Below are 16,535 nucleotides of genomic sequence, written 5' to 3'. Positions count from 1 at the left end.
GCGCTTCCTGACCGCCGTTCACAGGGGGTGGAGAATTACACGCAGCGAAGCGGAGTGAAAAGCCGGGGGGCCGGCATTTCTAGGCGTAGAGGGGTTCCTCGGCCATCTGCTCGCACTGGTCTTCCAGCACGAGGATCTGCCCCTTCCAGTAGTCGCTGGAGCCGAACCACGGGAAGTTGATCGGGAAGATCGGGTCCTCCCAGCGCCGCGCCAGCCATGCGCTGTAGTGGATGAGCCGCAGCGTGCGCAGCGGCTCGATCAGCGCCAGTTCGCGCCGGTCGAATTCGCGGAACTGCTCGTAGCCGTCGAGCAGGCCCGACAGCTGCGCGGTGCGCTGGGCGCGGTCGCCCGACAGCAGCATCCAGAGGTCCTGCACCGCGAAGCCGGTGCGCGCGTCGTCGAGGTCGACGAAGTGCGGGCCGCCGCCGGGGCGGTCGGTGGGCGTCCACAAAATGTTGCCGGGGTGCACGTCGCCGTGCAGGCGCAGCTTGCGCGGCTTGAAGTCGGAGGCCGGCGGCTGCAGCGCCAGCGCGGTGGCACGGACCATGTCCAGTGCGTCGTTGCAGGCCTTTTCCCAGTCGCGCTGCACGTCCAGCGGGATCTTGTCGTTCTCCAGCAGCCAGTCGCGCGAGTCGAGGCCGAAGGTCTGCAGGTCGAGCGCGGGGCGGGCCTCGAAGGGCTTCGCGCTGCCCACGGTGTGGATGCGCGCGAGGAAGCGGCCGACCCATTCGAGCACCTCGAAGTCGTCGAGCTCGGGCGCGCGGCCGCCGCGGTAGGGGCTCACGCTGAAAGCGAAGCCGGCGTGGTGGTGCAGGGTCTTGCCGTCGAAGGCCAGGGGCGGCACGGCGGGCACTTCGCCGGCGGCCAGTTCGAGCGAGAAGCCGTGCTCTTCGAGGATCTCGGCCTCGCTCCAGCGGCCGGGGCGGTAGAACTTGACGACGACCGCGGAGCGGTCTTCCAGGTAGACCTGGTAGACCCGGTTCTCATAGGAATTCAGGCCGGTGAGCCGGCCGTCGCCGTGCAGGCCGAGCGTCGCGAGCGCGTCGAGCACCACGTCGGGCGTGAGGCTCTCGTAAGGATGTGTGTTCGCGGGCGCCGCGGAAGAAGGAGTCATGTGGCCATTGTCGCCACACGCGCGCTTCAGGGGTCAGGCGTCGCCGGGTTGTTTGTAAAGAGAAAGGACATGGCCCGTGCGCGGGTCGCCCTTGCCGGCCAGCACCTGCGCATAGGCGGCCTGCACCGCCTCGCCGCCCTGGTGGCGCTCGGCGCGCAGCCAGGGCTTGTTCGCATCGGTCGCGGTGGCGATGAAGTCGTGCCATGCGGCCACCATGCGGCGCCCGTACTCTTCCGCGCCCCATTCGGCCGTGCGCTTCTTGATCTGCGCGGGCGCGAAGAACAGCGTGGCGCGCGGGCCGGCCAGGTCCTTGCCGGCGCCCCTGGAGGCGAGCTGCTCGACGTGCGTGCCGCCGATGGAGCTGCTGTACTTCAGTTGGGTGAACCGGCCATGGATGGCGTTGCGCAGCGCGCCGTTGCCCGCGAAGTCGACGTACACGCAGGGCGTGTCGTCCGCGATGGTGTCGAGCGCCTCGTAGGTCACGACGCGGTCGTAGCAGCCCAGGCTTCCGCAGAAGGCCACGTTGGCCGGCGAAGTGAGGCCGATCACCTCGATGCCTTCGCGCCGGTGCAGCTGGAACGCAGTGCCGTAGGCCGTCTTGCTCGATGCGCTGGACAGCAGCATGGTCTTTGCGCCGAAGAAATCGTTGTCGCCCATGAAGTCGTCGATCAGCCACGAGGTGATGAACAGCGGGCGCAGCAGAGATTGCGTGTCTTCCGAGTCTGCGGTGTAGAGCGGGTCGCTCGCGCAGCGGAAATACTGGTTGTAGACCGCGGGCAGCTCGGCGCGATGCGCCGCCGTGTCGGTGAAGCGCTCGGGCGAAAGCCGGCCGGGGCTCAGCACCGCGCCGGTGGCCATCGGCCAGTAGCCGTAGAGCCGCTCGCCCACCGCCACGCCCGGGTGCAGCGACTGCACCACGCTCGCGAAGCCCCACACGGGGATGCTGCCCCAGCCTTCTTCGCCGGTCGGGTAGAACTGCCAATAGCTCATCGCGTCGCCGAAGGCGGCATACGTGATGTTGTTCGACGTGAGCGCAAAGCTGTCGATGCGCACGCGCACCTGGCCGTCGGCCAGCGGCTCGTCGGTGGCGGTGTGCAGCCGCGTGGTCGCGAGCTGGTCTTTGCGGATGAGAAGGCTGGTGGTGCTCATGGGCGAAGCTCCGGCGGTTGGTGGATGAGGCTGGCCGCGACGTTAGCCAAGCTTGGTGAAAGGCGCCATCGCGCGGCGGGTTTTGGCGTCACCCGTGAGACATCGGCGGGCATGAAAAAAGCGACCCGGCTTGTGGCCAGGTCGCTTTTTTTCGAAGGAACGGATCCCTTCAAGCGAACACCGAGGAACCGGCTTTGCCGGGCCTCAGGTGTTGCCCCCGGTAGGGGGTAGGCGAAGCGACACGGAGTGCGCGAAGCCTGGGGGCGAGCTCAGGAAATCGTGAGTTCCACGTCGATGTTGCCGCGCGTGGCGTTCGAGTAGGGGCAGACCTGGTGAGCGGTGTCGACCAGCTTCTGCTTGGCTTCGGCGTCCAGGCCGGGCAGCGTGATCGCCAGCTTCACGGCGATGCCGTAGGCGGCGCCGCCGTTCGTCGGGCCGAGGGAAACGCTGGAGTCGATGGCGACGTCTTCCGGCACCTTCACGCCGATCTTCGGGCCGACGGCCTTCATGGCGCCGATGAAACAGGCGGCGTAGCCGACCGCGAACAGCTGTTCGGGATTGGTGCCGGGCTTGCCGGAACCGGGCGAGCTCAGCTTGACGTCGATGGCGCCGTCGCTGGACTTGCCTGCGCCGTCACGGCCGCCGACCGTGTGGGCTTCTGCGGTGTAGAGCACTTTGTCGAGCTTGGTGGTCATGGTGATTCCTTTGATGATGGAGTGGAGGGAGGGTGGAAAAGCTTCGGCCGCAAGCAGCCGCAGCGGGGAGAAAAAGGGGCCCTGCGTCAGGCGGCTTTCCTGATGCGGTCGCGCAGCGTCTGGATCTGCTGGGTGAGCGAAACCAGCTCGGGCACCGAGCACTGGGCCGCCGCCATCAGGCATTCGGGCACTTCGGCCGCGCGGGTCTTGAGCTTGCGGCCGACGGCCGTCAGCGTGATGTGCACCCGGCGCTCGTCGGCCACGTCGCGCACACGGGTCACGTAACCGTTGGCTTCCAGGCGCTTGAGCAGCGGGGTGAGCGTGCCGGAGTCGAGCGACAGGCGGTCTCCGAGCGCGGAGACCGTGGGGCCGTCCTGCTCCCAGAGCGAGAGCATCACGAGGTATTGCGGGTAGGTGAGCTGCAGCTTTTCCAGCACCGGCTTGTAGAGCCGGGTCATGGCCAACGAGGCGGAATACACGGCAAAACACAGCTGGTTGTCCAGCTTGAGCATTTCGTCGGCGGAGACGGGTGTGGAGCGCATGGGTCGAATTGTAGCGAACAATTAAATTGTGTGCAATGTAAAGTTAAGGTAAACGCCGTGCCACACTTGGGCCTTTCGTTTTCATCCCGCCTTTCGTTTCGCTCGACCTGCCTGACCTGCCCGCGCCCGACTCCGTATGCGACTCTCCCCGATTCCCTCGACAGGAAACGCCACGGCCCTGGCCGTCTCGCCTTCTGCCTTGCAGCGCAACATCCTGTGGGCCCTGGGGGCGATGCTGCTGCTGTGGACCTTGTCCATCAGCTGGTTCTATCCGACCCCGCCCTGGGACAACGTCGAGGAGCTGTTCTGGGGCAGCAGCTTCGAATGGAGCTACTACAAGCATCCGCCGCTGCCGAGCTGGCTGATGGGCGCCCTGATGCTGCTGGGCGGGCGCCAGCCCTGGCTGACCTATGCGGCCGGCGTCGGCTGCGGCGTGGGCGCGCTCTACCTGGTGTGGCGCTGGTCGCTCGAAATGGTCGACCCGGCGCGCGCGGCGCTGGCCGTGCTGCTCGGTTCACTGGTGGCCTACCACGTGCAGCGCGCGGTCATCTACAACCACAACACCGTGCAGCTGCTGCCGCTGGCCGGCTACTGGTGGATGCTGTGGCGCGTGCTGCACGCGCCGTCGTCGTCGAGGCTGCGGGACTGGGCATTGCTGGGCGTCTTCGCGGCGCTGTCGATGCTCACCAAGTACAGCGCGGTGGTGCAGTTCGCGGTGGGCGCGGCCTTCATCGTGCGGCAGGGCCTGTGGCGCGTTGCGCATGTGCGGCGCGGCCTGCTGCTGGCGGCCGGCGTCGCGCTGGTGCTGATGGCGCCGCACCTGTGGTGGGTGCTGGAGCACTCCAGCCGCACCATCGCCTATGCGCGCCATTCCGTCCACCCGGGCACGCACGGGCATGGCTATCGCCACCTGGTGCATGTGTTCCTGGTGCAGGTATCCCGCCTGTTGCCGATGCTGCTGCTGGCGGGCTGGGCCTGGTTCACCCGGGCTTCCGTCGCGCCCGCGCCCTCATCGGCCGCCGCGCCGGGGCTGAACGCGTTCGACCGGCGTTTCCTGGCCTGGGCCACGCTGGGGCCCATGTGCCTCGTGTTTCCCGCAGCGGTGCTGCTGAAGATCCCTCTGGTTCCCTCGTGGCTCGGCACCTTCTTCCTGCCGGCCGCGCTGTGGGCCGTGGCCATGCTGCCCGGCCTCGAGGCGGAGCGCTGGAGCCGCCGCCGGTGGCGCGGCGTGGTCATCACGGTGGCGGTGCTCCATGTGGCCGGCGCGCTCGGCCAGGGCTGGGTCGACGGCGTGCTGAGCAAGCGGCTCGGCTACATCACGCGCGCCAACCTGCCGGCGCAGGAAGTCGCGGACGCTGTGCGCGTCATCTGGCGCGACCGCGTCGGCGACCAGCCGTTCAGGCTGCTCGTGGGCGACACCTGGTTCGCGGGCGCGGTGGCGCTGAAGATGGACCCGTCGACGCAGTTGCTGATCGACGGCGACGAGCGCAATTCGCCGTGGCTGCCTCCCGGTACGCTGGAGCGCGAAGGCGGCATGGTGCTGATCCTCGACACGCAGGAGTTCCGCTCCGAAGGCGCGCTGCTCGAACCCCGCCTGGCCCTGGCCGACTGCCGCGGCACGCTGGACATCCCCTGGGCCGGCACCGACGAGCGCAACAGCCTGCGCATGCGCTGGGGCATCGTGCTGCCGCACGGCGAGCGCGCAGCGAAGAACTGCGCGGCGGATGCCAAGAAGTAGCGCGGCCTCACCCCCTGAACCGCTTGCGCGTCAACGCCAGCGCGATCCAGAAGGCGACGACCGCGTAGACCGCAAGCACCGCCGCATGCACCCACCAGCCCGCCGGCCACTGGTCCATGAAGAGCGGCCGCACCAGCGCCACCGCGTTCGTCAGCGGCAGCCAAGCCGCCACGGCCTTGACTGCGGAGGGCAGCTGTTCGAGCGGAAAGAACACGCCGCTCAGGAACATCATCGGCGTCATGAACAGCGTGAAGTAGTAGGTGAAGAAGTCGTAGCCCTTGGCCAGCGCGTTGAAGATCAGCGCGATCGACGAGAAGGTGATGCCCGCGCCCACCAGCACCATCCACGCGACGATGAGCTTCGGGCTGTGGCTGATGCCCAGCCCGAGCATCACGAACAGGATGGCCGTGACCGTGAAGATCGACTTGAAAGCGGCCCACAGCATCTCGGCCAGCACGATGTCGTCGAGCCCGACCGGCGCGTTCATGATGCCGTCCCAGGTCTTCTGCACGTGCATGCGCGAGAAGGCCGAGTACAGCGCCTCGAAGCTCGCCGCGTTCATCGCGCTCATGCAGATCGAACCGCTCGCCAGGAACAGGATGTACGGCACCTTCACGCCGTCGACCGACACCTGCCCCACCAGCGCGCCCATGCCGTAGCCGAAGGCCACCAGCCAGATCAGCGGCTCGGCGATGTTGCCGATCAGGCTGGGAATGGCCAGCTTGCGCCACACCAGCAGGTTGCGCAGGAATACCGGCCACCAGCGCAGAGAGATTTCGGGCGCGCGCCAGACCGAGGGCGAAGCGGGCGCGTTCGTCGTTGTCGTCGTTGTCGTGTTCATGGCCTAGCCGTCCTCGCGAATCTGGCGGCCCGTGAGCTTGAGGAACAGGTCCTCCAGGTTCGCAGGCCGGTGAAAGGTGCGCAGGCCGCCGTGCTGCGTCAAGGCATCGAGCAGCCGCCGCGCGTCCTGCGTGTAGAAGAACACCGTCTCGCCGCTCACCTCCACGCGCGCGGCCATCGCCTTGAGTTCGGCCGACTCGGCCAGCGCCAGCGCACCGTTGCCGTACACCTCGACCACGTCGGGCTCCAGGTGCTCGGCGATCAGGTCGCGCGGGCGGCCTTCGGCGATCTTGCGGCCGTGGTCGAGCACCAGCAGGCGCGAGCACAGGCGCTCGGCCTCGTCCATGAAGTGCGTGGTCAGCAAGATCGACTTGCCCTGCTGCAGCAGCACCTGCAGCCGCTCCCACATCAGGTGGCGCGCCTGCGGGTCGAGCCCGGTGGTGGGCTCGTCGAGCAGCAGCAGCTTGGGGTCGTTGACCAGCGCGCGCGCCAGCGACAGCCGCCTGCGCATGCCGCCCGACAGCTCTCCCGGCTTGGCATCGGCCTTGTGCGACAGCGCCGCGAACTCCAGCAGCTGCGGCACGCGCTCGCGCACCTGGGCCTTGCTGAAGCCGAAGTAGCGGCCGTACACCACCAGGTTCTCGGCACAGCTGAAGTCGGGGTCGAGCGTGTCGAACTGCGTGACCACGCCCAGCTGCGCCTTGATGGCCAGCGCGTCGCGCGGCATCTGCAGGCCCAGCGCAGAGATCTCGCCGCCGTCGGGCGCGGTGAGGCCCAGGCACATGCGGATGGTGGTGGTCTTGCCGGCGCCGTTCGGGCCGATCACGCCCAGGCATTCGCCGGGCGCGATCTCGAACGACAGGTCGTCGACGACCGTGGTCTCGCCATAGCGCTTGCGCAACCGGCTGACGTGGAAGAGGGGCGGGGGGGACGAGGTGGTTGTGGGCTGCACGCGGCGATTCTGACGCAGGCATGCGCAATCTGCGCCGCGGTTTGCCCGTGGCACGGCACAATCGTTGCTAGATGCATTTCACGGGGGGGAGGCCCAAAGATGCTGCGTTTCCTGTTGGCGCTGTCTCTCCTGATGGCGCTCGGCGCCTGTGCGCCGTTTCATCGGCCGCTGTCGGCCGCGGACCGGGGCAAGGTCCGGGAGGTGGACGTGCGCGTGGTCGTCGCCCAGGAGAGCTTCATGTTCTCCGCGCAGTCGCCGGGCGTGAGCGCGGCCACCGGCGGCGGTCTGATCGGCGCGCTGATCGACTCCTCCGTGCAGCAGTCGCGCCAGAAAGACATGAGCGCCGAGGTGCAGGCCATCGTCGGCCCGCTGCTCGACTACGACTACCGCGCCGAGGCGGCGCGCGCGCTCGACGCGCAGCTGGCCGAACCCGCTTCGTTCCCGCTGAAGATCCGCTCGGCGCAACTGCTCGCCGCCATGCCGGTCAAGGCGGTGCACGAAGCCCGCATCGCCGCCACCCGGGACGGCCCCGCGTACATGGTGGTGTGGCTGCAATACGCGCTCGAGCCCGGGCTCGGCGCATTCACCACGCGCGCCTCTGCCCTGCTGTGGCAGGACGGCAAGAGCGAGCCCAGCTACCGCGCCGCCGCCATCTTCCAGACGCCCATCGGCGGTACCGCGCGCGCCACCGTCATCCGCCGCCTCACGGCCGACGACGGACAGGTGCTGCGCGCGGTGATGCGCGACTCGATGACGCAGACCCTGCGCGCGGTGGCAATGGACATCGCCGGCGCGCGCTCCGGCGCGGTGAAGACCGCGCGCTTCAACGTCAACGGCTCGTGGGTGACCGTGGCCGGCGCGAGCTTCGACGAGCAGCCGGGGCGCGTGCTGTTCCGCGACCAGGACGGTGCCCTCTACTCGGTCAGGAGCGCAGCCCCATGACGCCGATCCGCGCGCGGAGTGCCGCCGCCCTGTGTGCCTTTACCGCGCTCTGCGCCATGCCGGGCCTGTCGCATGCGCTGACCGAGACCGAGCCGCTTTCCATGGTGTTCGAGCCGGCGCCCGAGGCGGCGGAGCGGCCCAACAGCCCGCCGGTCGCGCGGCTGCACGTGGCCAATGGCTGCACCCTGTACCTGCCGGCCATCGACGACCTGCGCCTGAACAAGGCCAACGTGGGCAACCTGACCCTGATGCGACCCACATTGCACGCCACGCCGGTGTCGGTGCGGTCCATCCAGGGCGGCGACGCCGGCCCATGGATTCGCGGCGCGCTGCAGTCAGCCAGCCGCTACGGGCTGCAGGTGGTGGCCGCCGCGCCGCCGTCGCCCGGCGCCGCGCGGCAGGTGACGGCCGACGTGGCGCTGCGCCTTGCGCATGCGTGGTCCGCCGGGCTGAACCTGGTTTCTCACGTCGTGCTTCAGGCCACCTACCGCACACCCGGCGCCGAGCCCGTGGTGCGCCAGTACCACGGCATGGGCACGCGCACCAACTGGGCCAACGGCAACGGCGAATTCATGTCGGTGCTGAACCTCGGCATCGAGGAATCCGTGCGCGGCCTGGCCACAGATGCGGCGGCGCTGTGCGAGGGCAAGCCCTTGCCCGAACGGGCGGCCGTGCCATGAAGCCCATGCTGAAGCTGCACCTGACCTGCGGCGCACTGCATGCGTCGCAGATTCCTCTATTCGTTGCGGTGTGCGAGCAGGCCGGGCTGCGGCCGCTGCTGATCGACCATCACCACCATCGCAGCGACCACGACAGCGGCGAGCGCAAGCCGCAGCCCTCGGCCATCGCCTGGCTGCGCGCCGACTTCGAAGAAGCCAAGGCCGAGGCGATGGCGCTGGCGCAATGGCTGGCGCGCGCGGGCATGGCCGTGCTGGGCGTGAAGGTCGACGCGCAGGTGCATGACGCCGACAGGCTGGGCTGCGCCGGAAAGTACTTCGAGTGGCGAGGCAAGCTGCGCCAGCTGCACGACCTGTCTGCGCTTCAGCAGCTGTGCGAGGCGCACGGCGCACAGCTGTCGCGCGACAGCCTGCACGAAGAAGCCGACACCTGCTTCCTCACGCTGCGCAGCCGCGAGCCGCTGGATGCCTTCAGCCTGCGCGTGGTGGCGCTCTGCGAGCAACTCCACCGCGACGGCTGGCCGCTGCTGGCGCAAGACTCGGAAATCTGCCTGCACGACAGCCGCGAGACACCCGAGCTGCCCGGAGCCGACTGGCTCGCACCTTACCTGGGGTCTGCTAGAGCCTGAGTTCGCCGAACTCCATCTTCATCCAGTCGATGAACGCCCGCGTGCGCGCCGGCAGCAACCGCGCATTCGGATAGATCACGCTCACAGGCCGCGGCTGCGGCTCGAAGTCTTCCAGCACCAGCGCGAGCCGCCCCTGCGCCACGTGCGGCATCACCTGGTAGGAGAAGAAGGTGCCGAAGCCCATGCCCGCCGCGCAGGCCTCGATGGCCGGTGCGATGTGGTTGAACTCCAGCCGGTTGTCCGGCGTCACGCCAATGGTCTTGCCGCCTTCGCGGAACAGCCACTGCGGTGGCGCATCGACCCGGCCGCGCACGCAGGGCGCGCCGTTCAGCTCGCGCGGATGTTGCGGCGTGCCGTGCGCGGCCAGGTATGCGGGGCTCGCCGCCACCACGCGGCGGATGGTGCCCAGCGTCTGCGCCACCAGCGACGAGTCTTCCAGCGGGCTGATGCGGATGCCCACGTCGATGCCCTCTTCGAGCAGGCTCACCGTGCGGTCGTAAAGCCGCACGCTGCAGCGCACCTTTTCGTAGCGCTTCATGAAGCGCACGATGGCCGGCGCCACGTACATGTGGCCGAACAGCACCGGCGCGGTGATGGTGAGCTGGCCGGCCGGCTCGCGCGCCTCGGCCTTCAGCGCAAGGTCGGCGGCGTCGGCCGCCAGCAGCACCTCGCGCGCGCTCGGCAGGTAGTGGCGGCCCTCCTCGGTCAGCGAGAGGCGGCGCGTGGTGCGGTGGAACAGGCGCACGCCCAGGTGCACCTCCAGCGACGCCAGCGAGCGCACCACCGCGGGCAGCGAGGTGCCGAGCGCCTCGGCGGCGCGGGTCAGGCTGCCCTGGTCGGCAATCTGCACGAAAGTCTGCATGGCCTTGAAACGATCCATCGCGCGATTAAACCGAAAATCGCAGCTGTCAAATACAGAAGTGGCTATTCATTCATCCGGCGCAAGAGAGAAGAATCGGTGCGGTACCCCCTCAAAGACATTTCGGAAGGACCCCGCCATGAACACCGCCCACCCCGTTCGACCCATCAAGCTCTACGGCACCGTCCTTTCGGGCCACGTGCACCGCGTGCGCCTGTTCCTCACGATGCTCGGCCTGCCCTTCGAGAACATCGAACTCGACATGCGCAAGCGCGAGAACCGCACGCCGGAATTCCTGGCGCGCAACCTCTTCGGCCAGGTGCCGGTGATCGAGGACGGCGAGCTGACGCTGGCCGACTCCAACGCCATCCTGGTCTACCTCAACGCGCGCTATTCGCCCGACCCCGCCCGCTGGATGCCGCAAGACGCGGTGGGCGCGGCACAGGTGCAGCGCTGGTTCTCGGTGGCCGCCGGTCCGCTGGCGTACGGGCCCGCCGCCGCGCGCATCATGGCGCTGTTCGGGTTGGCCGCCGACCCGTCGGAGACGGTGGCGCGTTCGCATGCATTGCTCTCGGTGATGGAGGCGCACCTGCGCCAACAGCCCTTCCTCGCGGGCCCGGCCGCCACGCTGGCCGACATCGCCAACTACGCCTATGTGGCGCACGCCCCCGAAGGCAGCGTGTCGCTCGACGGCGATCCGCATGTGCGCGAATGGCTTGCGCGGGTGGAAGCGCTGCCCGGCTTCGTGCCGATGGTGCGCACGCCCGTCGGGCTCGCGGCGGCCGCATGATCGCCGCACCGTTCCATGCGGGCGAACGCGCGCTGCAGGCGCTTGCGGGTTCGCGCGAGCAGATGGAGGCCGCGGGCCCGCGCATCATCCGCGACTTCATGCCCGACCAGCACCGCGAGTTCTTCTCGCTGCTGCCGTTCATCGTGGCGGGCAGCATCGACGACGGGCTGCAGCCTTGGGCCAGCGTGCTCGCGGCGCCCGCCGGCTTCGTGCATTCGCCCGATGCCACGCACCTGCGCATCGATGCGCTGCCGGCGGCGGGCGATCCGCTCGCGGGCCAATTGAAGCAGGGCGCGACACTGGGCCTGCTCGGCATCCAGCCGCACACGCGGCGGCGCAACCGCATGAACGGCACGGTCGAGGCCATCGACGCGGCGGGCTTCATGGTCGAGGTGCAGCAGAGCTTCGGCAACTGCCCGCGCTACATCCAGGCGCGCGAGCCGGTGTTCGCGCCGCCGCGCGGCGATGCGGCGCCGGCGCAGTGGCTCGACAAGCTCGACCTGGCGGCGCACCGCCTCATCGGCAGCGCCGACACGCTGTTCGTTGCCACCGCGTATCCGAACGAAGTGGCGGTGGGCGACGAGGCCGATGCGAGTTCGCACGGCGTCGATGTGTCGCACCGCGGCGGCCGCCCGGGCTTCGTGCGCATCGACGGCGACGACACGCTGACCGTGCCCGACTTCAACGGCAACCGCTTCTTCAACACGCTCGGCAACCTGGCGGCACATCCGCGCGCGGGGCTGCTGTTCGTCGACTTCGACAGCGGCGACCTGCTGCATGTGGCGGTCACGGCCGAGATCGTGTGGAACGGCCCCGAGGTGGCCGCGTTCGAAGGCGCGGAACGGCTGATGCGCTTTCATGTGACGCACGCCTTGCGCCGCCCGGCGGCGCTGCCGCTACGCTGGGGCGATGCGCAGCTGTCTCCGCATCTCGCGCGCACCGGTCAGTGGAACACCGGCACGCGTGCCGCTACCGACGGCCGGTAGTGCCAGCCGCGCAGGCGCTGCGCGTCGATGTCGGGTGCGCGCTGCAGCAGGGCTTCGAGGCCGGCCGCCGCCAGCGTGCAGGCCAGGGCCTGTCCGGGGCAGGCGTGCATGCCGTGGCCGAAGCCGAGCATGCGGCGCTTCGCACGCACGAGGATGAAGCTGTCGGGGTCCGCGTTGAACGCCGGATCACGGTTGGCCGAGGCCAGCAGCACCAGCACCGTGTCGCCCGCCGCGAGCGGTGTCCCCGCGATGGTGACGGGCTCTGCCACGAAGCGCCGCGTGTTGTGCACCGAAGGGTCGTGCCGCGCCGTCTCTTCCACGATCGCTTGCAGCCCGTCGCGCGTGCGGGCGCTTGCGCGCAGCGAAGGTTCGCGCATCAAGGCGATGAGGCTGTTGCCCAGCAGGCCGGCCGTGGCGTCGCAGGTCTGCGACAGCAGGCCGACGAGGTTGGCTAGCAGCGAGCGCGACGGCGCGGCGCTCTCGGCCAGCACGCCCGCCAGCAGCGTGCCCCGGCGCGGCGGCGTGCCCGCGACGAGGTCTTCGAAGCGCGTCATCAATTCACCTGCCGCTGTGCTTGCGCCCTGCAGTTGGCTCGCCGTCGACAGCGGCGACAGGCAGGCCACGAAGTCGCGCGTCCACAGGTCGACCTGCGGCAGTGCCTCGTCTGCAAAACCCAGAAGATTTGCGACGGACCGCACCGGCATCGAGAACAGTGTGTCGGACAGCGGCTGCTGCTGCGGCACTTGCCGCGCCACCTGCAGAGCAGCTTCACGCACAGTATTCAGATCGAGCCCGGCCAGCGCCCGCTGCAACGCGGGCCGGTGAGCTTCGTGCGCTGTGCCGTCGTTCATGCGCACCAGGTGGCCGAACACCTCGCCGGCCGGACTGCCCGCGATGGCGTTCGGCACCGGCTCGGCGGCCGGCCGCACCCGCAGCGCGCCGTGCGCCTGCAGCACTTCTTCGATCACCTCGGCGCGGCTGGCTACCCATAGGCGCAGCTTCTCGTTCCACGCCAGGGGAGGGCCGGCGCGCAGGCTCGCGTAGAAGGGGTAGGGGTCGGCATGCGTCACGGCCGCGACCGGGTCGAGAGGCACGTCGGGGGAGGTGGGGCTGTTGTTCGGGTCCATGGCCGCAGTGTGCGATCGGCGGCGCCGCCACACTTCGTCCGTGGCCGAAGTGTCGGATGCCGGGCCGTCTTACGATGGGCGCATGGACACCCTCGATTCCACCGCCGATTTCCAGCTCGCCCGCGTAGCCGGCGCCATCGCCGAGCCGGCCCGCGCCCGCATGCTCAGCTGCCTGATGGACGGCCACGCACGCACCGCCACCGAGCTCGCCACAGTGGCCGAGGTGGCCGCGTCCACCGCGAGCGCGCATCTCGCGCGGCTGAAGGAAGAGCGGCTGGTCGAACTGCTGGTGCAGGGCAAGCACCGCTACTTTCGCCTCGCCAACGACGACGTGGCCGCCGCGCTCGAAAGCCTGATGGTGGTCGCGGGCACACCGCGCGCCGCCGAATTCAAGCCCAACACGCCGAGCCGCCTGCGCAGCGCGCGTACCTGCTACGACCACATGGCGGGCACCGCGGGCGTCGCGTTGCACGACCGGCTGCATGCGCAGGGCTGGCTCAGCGGCTTGCAGAGCGGTTCGTACGAACTCACGCCCGACGGCGCGATCGCGCTGGAAAGCCTGGGCGTGGAGGTGGACGCGGTGCGCCGCTCGCGCCGGCGTTTCGCCTGCGCCTGCCTCGACTGGAGCGAGCGCCGGCCGCACCTGGGCGGTGCGCTTGGGGCCGCATGGCTTCAGCTGTCGCTGCGGCGCGGATGGGCGCGGCAGGAGCTGGACGGCCGTGCGCTCACGCTCACGCCGAAGGCGCAGCGCGAGATGCCGGAGCTTTTCGCCTGAGTGCCGGCAAGGCCCGGCTTCAGGCCTTCAGCTTGAGCAGATAGATCAGCGGGCCGGCCATCGCGGTGTCGAGTTCGAGGAAGCTCTCGAAGTCCTTGCCCGCCATCCAGTACGGGTCCCAGTTGTTGCGCTTGATGGTCTTCACCCAGAGGTCATGCGTGGTCGCGCGGCGCACCGCGTCGAGCAGCACGGCCTTGCGGTAGGGCGGCACCTTCTTGCCGGTCATCACGCCGCGCCAGTTGGCGAGGTCGGCGTCCACGCCCTGTTCGCGCACCGATGCGATGCCCTGGAACGGCTGCTTAGACGACACGCCGATGGCGCGCAGCCGGCCGCTGGCCAGGCTGTCGCTGAATTCGCTGAAGCCCGAGATGCCCGCCACCGCCTTGCCGCTTTCCAGCGCCTCCACCACCTGCGCGCCGCCGGGGTGCGCCTGGTAGACCAGCGAGGAAGAGGCGCCCGCCACGCGCGCCAGCATGCCGGCGTACATGTGGTCCACGCCGCCGGCCGAGCCGCCCGCGACCACGGTGTTGGCCGCGTCCGCGCGCAGCTGCGCGATCAGGTCCTTCGGCGTCTTGATGGGGGAGTCGGCCTTGACCGCCACCACTTCGTAGTCGCTGGTCAGGCGCGCCACCGGCGACACATTGCTCATGGTCACGGCCGGCTTCTGCAGCGCCACGGCACCGACCATCACCATGCCGCTGACGAGCAGGGCCTCCGGGTCGGCATCGTATTTCTCGACGTACTTGGCCAGGCCGATGGTGCCGCCCTTGCCGCCGATGTTCTCGTAGACCACGTTGCCCACGGCGCCCGATGCCACCAGCGCGGCGCCGAGCGCGCGGCCGGTCTGGTCCCAGCCGCCGCCTTCGTTCGCGGGAATGACGATGCGCAGCTTGCTGCCCGCCGGTGCGTCGGCCGCCCTGGCGACGCCGGGCCACAACGCGGCGCCCCCCGTGCCTGCGGCTGCGGCCGATGCCGCGATCCATGCCGAGAAGTTGCGGCGCGAGAGAGTGACGGAAGGCGACTGGGGCATCTTGTTTCCGGTTTTCTGTGGGGAAACCGAATGATGTCCGCGAAAAGCGCCGATCCTGCCCGTGCGCGGGCAGGGACAAACCCGGATGCACGCCGGGCGCCCTTGCTTTACTGGAAGGCCACCTCGGCAAAGCTGCGCAGCTTGCGGCTGTGCAGGCGCGTGGAGCCTTCTTCGCGCAGGATGTCGATGGCCCGCATGCCGATGCGCAGGTGCTGTTCCACCCGTTCGCGATAGAAGTGGTTGGCCATGCCGGGCAGCTTGATCTCGCCGTGCAGCGGCTTGTCGCTCACGCACAGCAGGGTGCCGTAGGGCACCCGGAAGCGGAAGCCGTTGGCCGCGATGGTGGCGCTTTCCATGTCGAGCGCCACCGCCCGGCTCTGGCTGAAGCGGCGCTGCGGCTGGTTGCCGGGCAGCAGCTCCCAGTTGCGGTTGTCGGTGCTGGCCACGGTGCCGGTGCGCATGATCTTCTTGAGGTCGGGGCCCTCGTAGCGCGTGACGTCGGCCACGGCCTTTTCCAGCGCGAGCTGGATCTCCGACAGCGCCGGAATGGGCACCCACAGCGGCAACTCTTCGTCGAGCACGTGGTCCTCGCGCACGTAGGCGTGGGCCAGCACGTAGTCGCCCAGCTGCTGCGTGTTGCGCAGGCCGGCGCAGTGGCCCAGCATCATCCAGGCGTGCGGGCGCAGCACGGCGATGTGGTCGGTGATGGTCTTGGCATTGGCCGGGCCGACGCCGATGTTGACCATGGTGGTGCCGCTGCAGTCCTCGCGCACCAGGTGGTAGGCCGGCATCTGCGGCAGGCGCGGCGGGGCCGTGCCCTGGCTGCCGTCGAGCAGGTGTCCGAAGTTCTCGCTGCCGCCAGCGGCCAGGCCGCGGCGGCGCGTGACCACGTTGCCAGGCTCGATGAAGGCGATGTACTCGCTGTTCTCGTCGGCCATGGCCTCGTGGCCCAGCCGCACGAACTCGTCGATGTAGAACTGGTAGTTGGTGAACAGCACGAAGTTCTGGAACCACTCGGGCGCGGTGCCGGTGTAGTGGCGCAGGCGGTGCAGCGAGTAGTCGACGCGCGCGGCGGTGAACAGCGACAGCGGCTGCGCCTCGCCGTCGCGCGCCTCATAGGTGCCGTTGGCGATGCCGTCGTCCATCACGCCCAGGTCGGGCAGGTCGAACACGTCGCGCATGAGGGCGCGGCGCTCGGCGCTCATGGTGCCTTCGATGTGGTCGTTCTCGGCAAACGAGAAATGGATGGGGATGGGCTGCGTGCTGGTGCCGATCTCAAGTTCGACCTGGTGGTTCTCGAGCAGCAGGCGGAACTGGTCGAAGTAGTAGCGCGAGAACAGGTCGGGCCGCGTCAGCGTGGTCTCGTAGCGGCCGGGGCCGGCCACGAAGCCGTAGCTCAGGCCGGCATTGGCCGGCGGCGTATGGCGCGAGACGGTGTGGGTATGCACCCGCACGAACGGGTAGCAGGCCCGCACCCGGCCCGGCAGCGCCTCGCCGGCAACGAAGCGCAGCATCGATTCGCGAAGATGGGCCAGGCCGCTCTGGTAGATGGCCTTGACCTGTTCGAGTGCGGAGGCGGCATCGGTGAAGCGGGCGGGAGCGACGAAGGTGGGCATGTAGGGCATGGCGTCATTGTGCAATGCCTGCTGCGGTTGCTTTGGGCCGTTGTTCGGGGCGCGCTCGCGCCGAC

General features: G+C 69.3%; 17 protein-coding genes. 7 read left to right on the top strand and 10 right to left on the bottom strand.

What is annotated here, in order from left to right; genetic code table 11:
* Positions 1–79: 79 nt before the first annotated feature.
* The 4 genes from ACWV14_RS29905 to ACWV14_RS29890 form a co-directional block, all read right to left on the bottom strand.
* Entirely contained in the window at positions 80–1,114 is a 1,035-nt protein-coding gene (locus ACWV14_RS29905) for a serine/threonine protein kinase (protein ID WP_081267519.1), read from the bottom strand.
* 33 nt (positions 1,115–1,147) lie between these two features.
* Positions 1,148–2,263 (bottom strand): DUF2855 family protein, encoded by a 1,116-nt coding sequence (locus ACWV14_RS29900; RefSeq protein WP_454905386.1) that lies wholly within the window; start codon positions 2,261–2,263, stop codon positions 1,148–1,150.
* A gap of 269 nt (positions 2,264–2,532) precedes the next feature.
* Positions 2,533–2,958, bottom strand: coding sequence for an organic hydroperoxide resistance protein (locus ACWV14_RS29895; protein ID WP_454905384.1), 426 nt, complete (start codon positions 2,956–2,958; stop codon positions 2,533–2,535).
* 86 nt (positions 2,959–3,044) lie between these two features.
* Complete coding sequence (locus ACWV14_RS29890) at positions 3,045–3,500, bottom strand: MarR family winged helix-turn-helix transcriptional regulator (protein WP_454905382.1); 456 nt, start codon at positions 3,498–3,500, stop codon at positions 3,045–3,047.
* A gap of 136 nt (positions 3,501–3,636) precedes the next feature.
* Here ACWV14_RS29890 and ACWV14_RS29885 point away from each other — a divergent pair, with 136 nt between their 5' ends.
* Positions 3,637–5,238, top strand: a complete 1,602-nt coding sequence (locus tag ACWV14_RS29885; RefSeq protein WP_454905380.1) for a glycosyltransferase family 39 protein — start codon at positions 3,637–3,639, stop codon at positions 5,236–5,238.
* 7 nt (positions 5,239–5,245) lie between these two features.
* On the opposite strand, the gene ACWV14_RS29880 is transcribed toward ACWV14_RS29885, so the two are convergent.
* Both ACWV14_RS29880 and ACWV14_RS29875 read right to left on the bottom strand, forming a co-directional pair.
* Positions 5,246–6,079, bottom strand: a complete 834-nt coding sequence (locus ACWV14_RS29880; protein ID WP_454905378.1) for an ABC transporter permease — start codon at positions 6,077–6,079, stop codon at positions 5,246–5,248.
* A gap of 3 nt (positions 6,080–6,082) precedes the next feature.
* Positions 6,083–7,030 carry an ATP-binding cassette domain-containing protein gene (locus ACWV14_RS29875; protein WP_454905376.1) on the bottom strand — a complete coding sequence of 316 codons (948 nt, stop codon included), beginning with the start codon at positions 7,028–7,030 and terminating at the stop codon, positions 6,083–6,085.
* 99 nt (positions 7,031–7,129) lie between these two features.
* On the opposite strand from ACWV14_RS29875, the gene ACWV14_RS29870 reads away from it, so the two are divergent.
* From ACWV14_RS29870 to ACWV14_RS29860, 3 genes are read left to right on the top strand one after another with little or no spacing between them, the layout of a single operon-like run.
* The gene (locus ACWV14_RS29870; protein ID WP_454905375.1) at positions 7,130–7,972 is read left to right on the top strand and encodes a hypothetical protein; all 843 of its coding nucleotides are present in this window, start codon (positions 7,130–7,132) and stop codon (positions 7,970–7,972) included.
* Entirely contained in the window at positions 7,969–8,652 is a 684-nt protein-coding gene (locus ACWV14_RS29865) for a hypothetical protein (protein ID WP_454905373.1), read from the top strand. The genes ACWV14_RS29870 and ACWV14_RS29865 overlap by 4 nt, the downstream gene beginning before the upstream one ends.
* On the top strand, positions 8,649–9,278 hold the full coding sequence (locus ACWV14_RS29860; protein WP_454905371.1) for a hypothetical protein: 630 nt from the start codon (positions 8,649–8,651) through the stop codon (positions 9,276–9,278). The genes ACWV14_RS29865 and ACWV14_RS29860 overlap by 4 nt, the downstream gene beginning before the upstream one ends.
* Here the strand turns inward: ACWV14_RS29860 and ACWV14_RS29855 are convergent.
* Positions 9,268–10,158, bottom strand: a complete 891-nt coding sequence (locus tag ACWV14_RS29855) for a LysR family transcriptional regulator (RefSeq protein WP_454905369.1) — start codon at positions 10,156–10,158, stop codon at positions 9,268–9,270. The genes ACWV14_RS29860 and ACWV14_RS29855 overlap by 11 nt on opposite strands.
* A gap of 118 nt (positions 10,159–10,276) precedes the next feature.
* Between ACWV14_RS29855 and ACWV14_RS29850 the strand changes: the two genes are divergently transcribed.
* Complete coding sequence (locus tag ACWV14_RS29850; protein ID WP_454905367.1) at positions 10,277–10,927, top strand: glutathione S-transferase family protein; 651 nt, start codon at positions 10,277–10,279, stop codon at positions 10,925–10,927.
* Positions 10,924–11,913, top strand: coding sequence for a flavin-nucleotide-binding protein (locus tag ACWV14_RS29845; RefSeq protein WP_454905365.1), 990 nt, complete (start codon positions 10,924–10,926; stop codon positions 11,911–11,913). The genes ACWV14_RS29850 and ACWV14_RS29845 overlap by 4 nt, the downstream gene beginning before the upstream one ends.
* On the opposite strand, the gene ACWV14_RS29840 is transcribed toward ACWV14_RS29845, so the two are convergent.
* A complete protein-coding gene (locus tag ACWV14_RS29840) occupies positions 11,871–13,040 on the bottom strand; it encodes a cytochrome P450 (RefSeq protein WP_454905363.1) in 1,170 nt (389 codons plus the stop codon). The genes ACWV14_RS29845 and ACWV14_RS29840 overlap by 43 nt on opposite strands.
* Before the next feature lie 82 nt (positions 13,041–13,122).
* On the opposite strand from ACWV14_RS29840, the gene ACWV14_RS29835 reads away from it, so the two are divergent.
* A complete protein-coding gene (locus ACWV14_RS29835) occupies positions 13,123–13,815 on the top strand; it encodes an ArsR/SmtB family transcription factor (protein ID WP_454905361.1) in 693 nt (230 codons plus the stop codon).
* Between the two features lie 19 nt (positions 13,816–13,834).
* Here the strand turns inward: ACWV14_RS29835 and ACWV14_RS29830 are convergent, their stop codons facing one another.
* Positions 13,835–14,845 carry a Bug family tripartite tricarboxylate transporter substrate binding protein gene (locus ACWV14_RS29830; RefSeq protein ID WP_454905359.1) on the bottom strand — a complete coding sequence of 337 codons (1,011 nt, stop codon included), beginning with the start codon at positions 14,843–14,845 and terminating at the stop codon, positions 13,835–13,837.
* Between the two features lie 107 nt (positions 14,846–14,952).
* Positions 14,953–16,470 (bottom strand): AMP nucleosidase, encoded by a 1,518-nt coding sequence (locus ACWV14_RS29825; protein ID WP_454905357.1) that lies wholly within the window; start codon positions 16,468–16,470, stop codon positions 14,953–14,955.
* Between the last annotated feature and the right edge of the window lie 65 nt (positions 16,471–16,535).

This window comes from Variovorax durovernensis (genome assembly GCF_977011995.1).
This window is presented reverse-complemented; position numbering and strand designations above follow the sequence as displayed.